The sequence below is a fragment of the Fusibacter sp. genome (assembly GCF_057447755.1).
Map to the genome: position 1 here is coordinate 1 of NZ_JBVBZF010000132.1, position 9,542 is coordinate 9,542.

The following is a 9,542-nucleotide window of genomic DNA, read 5'->3' on the forward strand; positions in this document are numbered from 1 at the left end:
ACTTGTGACGAATATGCACACGTGCATTCTTCAATAAATTACGGTCTGTTTTTACACAATACTCGGTAAGCGAAGCTTCCCTCGTAACCCTTGGCAAGCACTAGGCTTGCTGCAAGTGGCGCACACGCCACTTGTGACGAATATGCACACGTGCTTTCTTCCATAAATTACGGTCTGTTTTTACACAATACTCGGTAAGCGAAGCTTCCCTCGTAACCCTTGGCAAGCCCTCGGCTTGCTGCAAGTGGCGCACGCGCCACTTGTGACGAATATGCACACTTGCATATTCGCAAGGGTTATATGGCCAATATTCTCGCCAGTTCAAAAATTTCCTTATCATAATCTTTTTTCATAGCAAGTGCTTCTGTGATGTCGATATCAACTAATTGATTTCCCTTCACACCGATGGCTCTACCGGCTTTGCCTGCAATCAAAAGATCTACGGCATATGAGCCAAGTCTTGATCCTAGTATACGATCGCTTGGCGTTGGTGTGCCACCTCTCTGTAAGTAGCCGATGATGCTGACTCTTACATCTGAACCTGTTTTTGATTTGATTTGCTCTGCTACTTCATAAGGCTTACCTACACCTTCTGCAAGTAAAATGATGCTGTGAAGCTTGCCTCTCTTCTTACCTCTGATGATCGTCTGGCAAAGATCATCCATGTCTGTATCCATTTCTGGAATGATTACCGCCTCAGCGCCCCCTGCAAGGCCACCATAGAGTGCGATATCGCCACAGTGTCTTCCCATTACTTCTATAATATTAACTCTACCATGAGATGATGAGGTGTCTCTGATGTTTCCTATTGCATTTACCACGGTTGTAAGTGCCGTATCAAATCCCAAGGTATAGTCTGTATAAGCCAAATCGTTGTCAATGGTACCTGGAATCGCAATTGTTGGAAATCCTGCATCGGCTAACCGCTTTGCGCCATTAAACGAGCCATCTCCGCCAATTACCACCAAACCCTCAATTTTGAACATTTTAAGCATTGCTAGGCCTCTTTGGAAGCCCTCCTCTTCTTTGAACTCTAAGCATCTTGCAGTCCTTAGCATCGTGCCTCCACGATGAATAATATCGCCTACAGAAGATACGGTTAGAGGTTCAATGTCGCCTTCTAACAAACCTTGATAGCCCCTATAAATCCCTGCGACCTCAAGACCGTTATAAATTGCGGTTCTGACTACTGCTCTAATAGCGGCGTTCATACCTGGTGAATCACCACCACTTGTAAGTACTCCTATTTTTTTCATGCTTTTCACTCCTTTATGAACAATTACTGATTTGAACGTTATTGATGCACAACGTTGTTCTTTCCCACAATTTGTTCAACGTGATCCATGAGATCCTTAGTCACCACAACTTGACCATTAACCTTAAGTTTCTTTTTTATCGTTGATATATAGTAGATAACATCAGAAGGGATTCCCTCTGAAGATTCTCTCGAATGACGCTTTAATACTTTTGAGACTTCGTTCATCAAGGCCTCATCTGGCACTTCAAACCTTATGAATAAGCTTTTAGCTTCACTCGTCTGACTTGAAGCATTGATATTTGGCTTTTGGGATTGATGACTCGCCTCTTTGGCCTTCACAGCAGTAATGCGATCAGCAACCAGCTTAGGTGGCTCATCCTCTTTTACATTGATGCGCCCTCTTACGGATATGATCGAATCCTTGTGAAGGAGTGTTTCACTGGCACTATACACCTTAGGAAATACAATGACCTCAATTTGATCAAATAGGTCTTCCACAGTGATAAAGGCCATATTCTGATTATTTCGCGTGATCTTTTCAAGCTTTGCAACGATCATACCACTGATGATGACTGTATCACCATCCTTAGCCAGCGGCGTCTCACCCTCTTCAAAAGAAGACTTGAGCTCTGATAAATTAAAGCTTGAAATCGCCTTAAGTTGATCCTTGTAGGGATCAAGTGGGTGTCCGGTTAAATATATACCCAACATTTCCTTTTCAAATTGTAAAAGTGTTTCAAATCTCAGTTCCGGAATTTTAGGCAACTTATGGCCCAAATCTTCTGAACCATTGACCACAGCATCCAAACTAAAAATGGAGAACTGTCCTTCTACACCCCTTCGTTTAAGGGAATGAACCCCATCCACTGTCTTTTCGAAAATACCCAAAAGCTGAGAGCGATAAGCACCAAATGCATCAAATGCACCAGCTTTTATCATACTTTCGACAGCTTTTTTATTAAGCTCTGAAGCCTCAATGGATTCACAAAAATCCAAGAAATCCTTAAACGGCTTGATTTTTCGGCTTCTTATAATGGCTTCAATAATCCCTCTGCCGACATTCTTAACGGCGTTTAGACCATAGCGAATGTCATTTCCTTCAACAGAAAATCCCCCAAGGCTGCGATTCACGCAAGGTGGCAGCAGCTTAATGCCTCGCTCCTTACAATCCTGAATGTATAAAGCCAGTTTTGAATGATTGCCCATGACACTGGTCATAAGCGCGGCCATATAAGCTACTGGATAATGTGCTTTTAAATAGGCCGTTTGATATGCCAAAATAGCATATCCTGCAGCATGGGATTTATTAAATGCATATTTCGCAAAGTCTATCATATCGTCAAAAATTTCATCTGCAATATGCTCTGATACACCATTGCCCACACATCCAACAAGTTCGACTTCACCTGAAGCGGTTTTTTTTCCAAATTTAAAGTAGTCGCGTTCACGTTGCATGACGTCCATTTTTTTCTTACTCATAGCACGTCTTACAATATCACTTCTGCCGTAACTATAGCCGCCAAGCTCTCTAACAATTTGCATAACCTGCTCTTGATAGACCAGACAACCATATGTTACTTCAAGGATTGGCACTAGCTTTGGATGTTTAAATGTGATTGCGTTGGGATTATTTTTGTTCTTTATATAAAGCGGGATGGAGTCCATTGGTCCCGGTCGATACAAAGATATCCCAGCAATGATATCTTCAAGCCCTGATGGTTTTAACTCGCGCATGAACTTTCTAAAGCCAGCCGATTCTAACTGAAAAACCCCCAGGGTATCACCTTTGCTAATCATCTCATAAGTGAGAGGATCGTCGTATGAAATTTTATCTAAATCCAGTTTTAAATTTTCAGTCTCCTCAATTAATTGTAATGCATTTTTGATAACTGTCAATGTCCTAAGGCCTAAAAAATCCATTTTTAACAATCCTAAATCTTCAAGGAGGATCATATTGAACTGTGTCGTGATGTTATCATCTTGCATGTAAAGGGGTACATAGTCATCTACTGTGTTCTTTGAAATAACTACACCTGCGGCATGTGTTGATGCATGTCTCGGTACCCCTTGGAGCTTAAGTGCAGCCTCCAATAATTGATTGGCTTCTGGATCTTCATCATAAATTTGTTTTAACTTAGGATTTACATTTAGGGCTTTTTCAAGTGTCATTCCAAGTTCCATCGGAATTTCTTTGGCAATCCGATCCACATCTTGATAGGGTAAATTCATAACCCTGCCCACATCCCTTACTGCAGCTCTTGCAGCCATGGTTCCAAATGTGATAATCTGAGCCACATGGTCCTTGCCGTATTTTCGAATGACATAGTCAATGACTTCACTTCGCCTGTCATCCTCAAAATCGATATCAATATCTGGCATGGTAACACGTTCTGGATTTAAAAAGCGCTCGAAGATCAAATCGTATTTAATTGGGTCTACTTCTGTGATGTCCAAAACGAAGGCCACAATACTACCACCGCAGCTACCACGTCCAGGCCCAACTAAAATTTCATTGTCCTTGGCATATTTTATAAAATCCCACACGATTAAAAAGTAATCGTTATAACCCATTTGGTCTATGATTGAAAGTTCATATTCCAGGCGTTCAAGATGAAGTGGCTCGACTTGGTATTTTCGATAAAGCCCCTTAAAGCACAAATCTCTAAGATAAGCCTTTGTATCTATATGTTCAAGAGAAAACTCTGGTAAATGCGTTTTAGTAAAGTCAAAATCAAAATGGCATTTTTCAGCGATCTTTTGTGTGTTTTCGAGTGCATCCGGTCTGGAGCTGAATATAGCTGCCATTTCCTCCGGTGATTTTAAATAAAATTCCTTGGTCGGAAACCGCATCCGGTCGGAATCACTCATGGTTTTACCCGTTTGAATACAAAGCAAAATGTCATGAACGGCTTCATCGTCCTTCTCTAAATAATGAACATCATTAGTTGCAACGAGTGGAATTCCCGTCTCCTCACTAATTAAGACCAAGTGCCTGTTCACCATTTTTTGTTCTTTTATCTTGTGGTCTTGGAGTTCTAAATAAAAATCACCCTTGTCAAAAATGGCATTTAACTTAAGGGCCATTTCCTTGGCACCCTGCACATTGCCCTCAAGGATCAACCGCTGAACATCACCACCAAGACAAGCCGACAGACATACAAGTCCTTCGGAATGGTCGGCAAGTAAATCATAGTCAATACGCGGCTTATAATAAAAGCCCTCTGTAAAACCCGCTGAAACAAGCTTAATCAGATTTTTATATCCCACTTCATTTTTAACCAGTAAAATCAAATGTCCAGCATTCTTATCAAGTGTTGGATCCTTATCAAATCTCGACCTAGCCGCCGTATATACCTCACAGCCTATAATAGGCTTCACACCATGCTTTTTTGCCGCCTTGTAAAAATCCACCACGCCAAACATCACACCATGATCTGTTATTGCCACTGAATCCATGCCCATTGCCTTCACACGTTCAAACAGGCGGTCTATTCTAGTAAAGCCATCCAACAAACTATATTCAGTATGCAAATGTAAATGGACAAATTTTGGTACTGTCATATTAACTCCTTATGCTTAAACCTCACTAGGGCGTCGTTGTCATCTCTGGTGACGGCAATACATATTTCTCCCACAACTTCACCAACTGCATGCGGTAATATGGGCTTAATTCAGGTACACGGTATAATAAAAGTTCATCTTGTTTGAGGGCTGTAGTCTTAAGTTTTATTTTTTTGATCGGTGCAATTGCCTCTGCCGAAACATAACTTGGATCATAGATCGGCAATTGACGCCACTTGCGTGTATCATACTTTGAGGCTTGCATTTCTGGCGAAAGCAATGCGTCTACAACCAGCATTGCACCGGACTTATTGCTCGAATTGTATAAGATGCCCACATGATCAACTGGTCCTGTTGTCCCTTCCATTATTGTGAAGACATTGGCCGCTTCAGGATATTCATAAGCTTTGAGCATATCCGTAGCATGGTAATAATCCATGCTCATTGAAAAGATTAACTCATCGTTAAAAAACAGTTGATCAATCGCATCAATACGCTCTGGGTATTCAAGACCTGCCTTGTAGAGGTCAGGTTTAATTGCCTTTAAGGCTTCAAGTGACGGCTTCACAAGCGAATAGAGCTCACTTTCCGTCAGTTCCTTTTCATATAGTTTTTCAAAATCCAAATTTCTTGCAAGATAGCCAACGACAAAAGCTTCCCCTACATCAGATTTTCTTGGATCTGGATAGGTAAACTTGCCCTTAAAGGTCTTGAACAACTCAAATAAACCTTCATAGGTTTCTGGAATTTCATAAAAATAATTCTCATTGAAAACAAAAGAAAGCTGTTGCCTTCCAATGGGTACCTCATACTGGTTTACTGCAATGCCCTCGTCATAGACAACTTCAATATCATAGGGATTGAGGTAGAGCTTGTAATTGGGTAATTTATCTGCAAATGGCCCAAAGAGATAGCCCGCTTTCATAGCTTCTTTAAAACCATCTCCCTCAAACAAAATCATATCGTATTTGCCGAGTTGAACTTCATTTTCTTGATCGCTTTTAAGCCCCTCAAATGTCTTAATTTGAGCTTGCTCTACGATTTTGAGTTCAATGTTGTATGTCAATTTAAGATGTTCTGAAAACTCATTCTTTAACCAGTCAATTGCGGCTTCATTATCTGTATCCACACAAAGTGTCACAATCGAGTCACTGCCACTCTCTTTTACAAGCTCCCAGTTTTTTGCATCAGGATCATTGCTCTTTCCAAGAGGATTGCCCACGGAGCAGGCCGTCAGTGAAAATATCATTATTAGGCTGACCATCAAAATCAATGTTTTCTTCATACTATTCCACCTCTTTGCTGCAAGTCTTTTGCAATTTGCATGATTTTGTTTAGACGATGATTAACCCCTGATTTTCCAACTGGTGGATTCATCATTTCCGAAAGTTCTTTAAGTGATGCTTCAGGGTTATCCATTCTCAAATAAGCCACTTCCTGTAGTTTTTCAGGTAAACTTTCAATGCCCATGGTTGCTTCTATATAATTGATTTGTGACATCTGTTCGTAGGCCGCTTCAATGGTCTTATTCATATTCGCGGTCTCACAATTCACCACACGGTTGACATTATTTCGCATCTGCTTGATAATTCTAACGTTTTCATAGTCCAAAAGCGTATGGTGTGCGCCAATTATGTTTAAGAAATCAACGATTTTTTCACTTTCCTTCACATAGACTATGTAATTCTTTTTACGCGGTGTCACCTTGGCAGTTAAATCATAGTGTTCATTCATAAACGCTACTAGGCGTTCTGCATAAAAATCATTATGAGTGATAAGTTCAAGATGGTAACTCTTCTCTGGTGTACTGAGTGAGCCACCGCCAAGATAAATCCCCCTGAGGTAAGCCTTTTTGCAACAACTCTTTTTCAGGAGTCCCTTAGGCATGTCATCATTGATCACCATGCTACCATCTATGAGATTTAAAATCTCTAGGTCTAAGAGAATATCGTTGGCCTTCTCTATAAAAATTTCATAAACATGATTTTTGTTTAGAATCTTATTTTCTTTCATGATGACTTCAGTATGGATCTGATAGGTTTTTTTAAGCAATATAAAAATGAGTCGTGCCACGGCAGGATTTTCAGTTGTTATTCTCAAATTCATTTTCTGAAAGCCACCAAATTCTAACGCACCACTCACTCTGATAATTCCGGATAATTCTGCACGGTTACAACATTTGCCTTCCGTTCTTATTCTAGCAAGTTCATTTTTTGATTTAGATGAAAAAGACATTACTCACCTTCTATTGATTGTATTATTTCAAGTGCCTTTGTCAAAATATCACGTTCATCATCATATTTTGCAAGCTGCACGACGTTGTTTACATGTATAAATTTTGAATCGATAAAGCCTTCCTCTCTCTGAGGATGTGGTGTTGAGCTCAGTGCACGCATCAGATACCAAACCACATTTTTTTCAATGACATGATTATTGGACCAGTAATTCTTAAATTTATAAGAGGTCTCACCAATCGGACTTAAGATTTTCGTTTTGATGCCAGCTTCTTCACGAACCTCTCGCATGGCAGTTTCTTCACTGGTTTCGTTCTCTTCAATTTTCCCCTTTGGTAGTACCCAATCCCCATTTATCTTTTGAAGCATTAAAATACTGTTCTTTAAAAAGACGACGCCTCCTGCGCTAAAAACCTTCTTCACCCCATCACCTTCCATCATGTATTCTCACCCTCTAGTATACCATAAAGACCACAAAAGAAAAATGGGACAATCGCCACTTTGCGAATCATCCCATTTCAATTTAAATTATTTTACTGGTTTTAACTTGGCTGTGAAATGTCTCAACACCTTAGGTTCATAATCAAAATCGAAGCCTTTTAGTGTATGTGCATATTTAGCAACTTTAATCACGGCCTCAGCCACGTAATCCATATGGTCGTTTGTATAAACTCTTCTTGGAATCGTTAAACGCATGAGTTCAAGTGGCGACTCTAAAGGTTCACCCGTTTCCATGTCACGACCAAGTAAGAAAGAACCAATCTCAACAGGTCTTACACCGCTTTCAATGTAAACTGCATTACATACGGCTTGGGCTGGGAACTGATGGTATGGAATTTGAGGACATAATTTCTTACAGTCAACAAATACAGCATGACCACCTGTAGGATATTGAATTGGTACACCTGCTTCCATTAAGAGGTCACCTAGGTATTTAACCTGGCTGATTCTGTAATCCAAATAGCTAAAGTCAAGACCTTCTTCAAGACCAACTGCAAGGGCTTCCATGTCTCTACCTGCTAGACCACCATATGTTGGGAAACCTTCCATAGGCACTACTGTAGATCGGCAAGCATTGTATAAATCTTCGTCATCCTTGATCCCGATTAAACCACCCATGTTCACGATGCCGTCTTTTTTAGCACTCATCATGAAGCCGTCTGCATAACCAAACATCTCTTGTGCAATTTCAAGAATTGTCTTATCTTCAAAGCCTTTTTCTCTTGTTTTTATGAAATAAGCATTTTCTGCATATCTTGCTGCGTCAATGAACACTTTAAGGCCAAATTTATGTGCAATTTCACTTGCGCCTTTGATGTTGGCCATTGAAATTGGCTGACCACCTGATGAGTTACAAGTTACAGTGATGATTAAGCATGAAATATTTTCAACACCCTTTTCTTCAATGAATGCCTGTAACGCCTCAAGGTCAAAATCACCTTTAAAGTCATCATATTTTTCAGTATCGAATGCTTTCGCATCGATTTTATTGATTGGGTTACCGCCAGCTAATAGAACATGGCCCATAGTTGTATCGAAATGCATATTATTAAGAACATAATCGCCCTTCTTCTTAATGACATTCGGCAACACAACTTGCTCAGCACCCCTACCTTGATGTGTTGGAATTACATACTTGTAGCCAGTAATCTTTTGAACCACTTCTTCTAGTTTGTAGAACGATCGGCTACCTGCATAAGATTCATCACCGAGCATAATCGCAGCCCATTGACGATCACTCATTGCGCCTGTACCGCTATCTGTCAATAAATCGATATAAATATCTTCTGCTCTAAGTGCAAAAGGATTATATCCTGCTTCGATTAGTCTCTGCTCTCTTAATTCCTTTGGTATTACATTAATTTTTTCCACCATTTTAATTCTAAACGGTTCTGGAACTCTCTTTGCCATAAAAATTCTCCTCCTTAATTGTGTTTAAGGTGAATTTTTTAAAAGATGCACAAGCACCTTTGCAAATCACACTGTCAATTCTTCTAAGTCACTTGTAAGAACACACTCACAATCAAATTCATTATATCCTAAAATTGTTTCATTTTCTATACATCTCAAGTGAATTCTTAAAAAAAATTTAGAGCCATTCAAATTTTTACACAACTTCATTCAATAGGACACTGTTTCTTTTTTATATAGTAGGCCTTTTCAACATAGTTTGTGATTTCAGCTGCAATCGCAGGGGCATCATGTCTGATATAGCCCTTTTTTATGTCTACAAAATTGCCTTCGACCAAGTTTACGCCATATTTTTCTAATATGGTCTTATCTTGGCCAGCAAAACGAACCGGGATCGCTTCTTCCTTTTCATATCGCATAATAGATTCCACACTGATTTCACCCGAATTCACAATCATATAATCCACGTGCTTTAGGTTTGTATGATTCATCAAGAGTTCCAAGTGCTCACCTGCAGTTAACATGTCTGTCTCCCCAGGTTGGGTCATGATATTGGAAATATAAAAAACAGTAGCATC

The 9,542-nt window shown here is 39.9% G+C and carries 7 protein-coding genes; all 7 read right to left on the reverse strand.

Annotated features, from left to right (window positions below; translation table 11 throughout):
* Window positions 1-296 precede the first annotated feature (296 nt).
* A complete protein-coding gene (gene pfkA / locus AC220I_RS13715) occupies window positions 297-1,256 on the reverse strand; it encodes a 6-phosphofructokinase (protein ID WP_486724414.1) in 960 nt (319 codons plus the stop codon).
* A 38-nt stretch (window positions 1,257-1,294) separates the two neighbouring features.
* Window positions 1,295-4,819 (reverse strand): DNA polymerase III subunit alpha, encoded by a 3,525-nt coding sequence (locus AC220I_RS13720; protein WP_486724415.1) that lies wholly within the window; start codon window positions 4,817-4,819, stop codon window positions 1,295-1,297.
* 25 nt (window positions 4,820-4,844) lie between these two features.
* Entirely contained in the window at window positions 4,845-6,104 is a 1,260-nt protein-coding gene (locus AC220I_RS13725; RefSeq protein WP_486724416.1) for an ABC transporter substrate-binding protein, read from the reverse strand.
* Window positions 6,101-7,054 carry a DNA-binding protein WhiA gene (gene whiA, locus AC220I_RS13730; protein WP_486724417.1) on the reverse strand — a complete coding sequence of 318 codons (954 nt, stop codon included), beginning with the start codon at window positions 7,052-7,054 and terminating at the stop codon, window positions 6,101-6,103. Before whiA ends, AC220I_RS13725 begins: the two co-directional genes overlap by 4 nt.
* Window positions 7,054-7,494, reverse strand: a complete 441-nt coding sequence (locus tag AC220I_RS13735) for an NUDIX hydrolase (protein ID WP_486724418.1) — start codon at window positions 7,492-7,494, stop codon at window positions 7,054-7,056. The genes whiA and AC220I_RS13735 overlap by 1 nt, the downstream gene beginning before the upstream one ends.
* An 87-nt stretch (window positions 7,495-7,581) precedes the next feature.
* Window positions 7,582-8,964 (reverse strand): tryptophanase, encoded by a 1,383-nt coding sequence (locus AC220I_RS13740; protein WP_486724419.1) that lies wholly within the window; start codon window positions 8,962-8,964, stop codon window positions 7,582-7,584.
* 206 nt (window positions 8,965-9,170) lie between these two features.
* Window positions 9,171-9,542 (reverse strand): 2-phospho-L-lactate transferase CofD family protein (locus AC220I_RS13745; protein ID WP_486724420.1); only part of this gene is annotated, 372 nt, incomplete at its 5' end.